Source organism: Nibrella viscosa (genome assembly GCF_039541875.1).
Classification (GTDB): Bacteria; Bacteroidota; Bacteroidia; order Cytophagales; family Spirosomataceae; genus Nibrella; species Nibrella viscosa.
On sequence record NZ_BAABHB010000046.1, the window covers coordinates 1 to 788 of the forward strand.

Annotated in this window: 1 protein-coding gene; it reads right to left on the reverse strand. The window is 36.9% G+C overall.

Annotated elements, in window-relative coordinates:
* Nucleotides 1–434: 434 nt before the first annotated feature.
* Nucleotides 435–659, reverse strand: coding sequence for a hypothetical protein (locus ABD931_RS29110; protein ID WP_345271647.1), 225 nt, complete (start codon nt 657–659; stop codon nt 435–437).
* Nucleotides 660–788: the final 129 nt, after the last annotated feature.

The window sequence follows — 788 nt, forward strand, 5'->3', positions numbered from 1 at the left end:
TACAATAAACCTATTTTCCCGCTATTAGTGCGTTGTCTCTCGTGTTATTCAACCACTTACTGATCTTGGCCCTCTAACGTCTAACTACATTAAGTCTTCACCCATGGGCGTTGACTCCTAAAAAGGAAAGTGATTTTTGTTAAGAGATCGTCCTTTATTTATTTGACGATATTTATCGGAGTTTGGCCTCAACTACACTTTTGCGAGTGGAACATAACGGCGTAGCAACCGAGTTAATTTTAGGTATAACCAAACCAAACCTAAGCAATGATCGATAATTGAATTAACAGATCTATAATCTTTCAATTATCGATTATTTACATAATACCACCCAGTTTTTATTAGACTACACATACAGTCTTAATCGTATAACATAAAAAACTAACCCTCTCCACCCGATCTACAAGCGAAGCCCCGAAAAAATGTTCATCCCATCAAATCTCATTACCGTTCACTTTCGCGTGGCAACTTAATAAATGAGGACGTTTTGAGTAGCCACGTTTTGTGAACTTAGCTGGACTCGAGTTATAAGATGGATTAGATTTAGCTTTAGCTTTTGTGTTGTTATTATCGCCACTGTTATCGTTGTCGTTGTCGTTATCGTTGTCATCTTCAACAATAACTTCATTAACCTCCTTAAGTATTAAATCTCTTTTCATTTTCATTTTCATTTTCATTTTCATTAAACCTATTTTCCCGCTATTAGTGCGTTGTCTCTCGTGTTATTCAACCACTTACTGATCTTGGCCCTCTAACGTCTAACTACATTAAGTCTTCACCCATGGGCG

Coding starts and splice junctions, on each gene's coding strand:
- ABD931_RS29110 (WP_345271647.1), bottom strand. CDS start 659: ATGAAAAGAGATTTAATACTTAAGGAGGTTAATGAAGTTATTGTTGAA.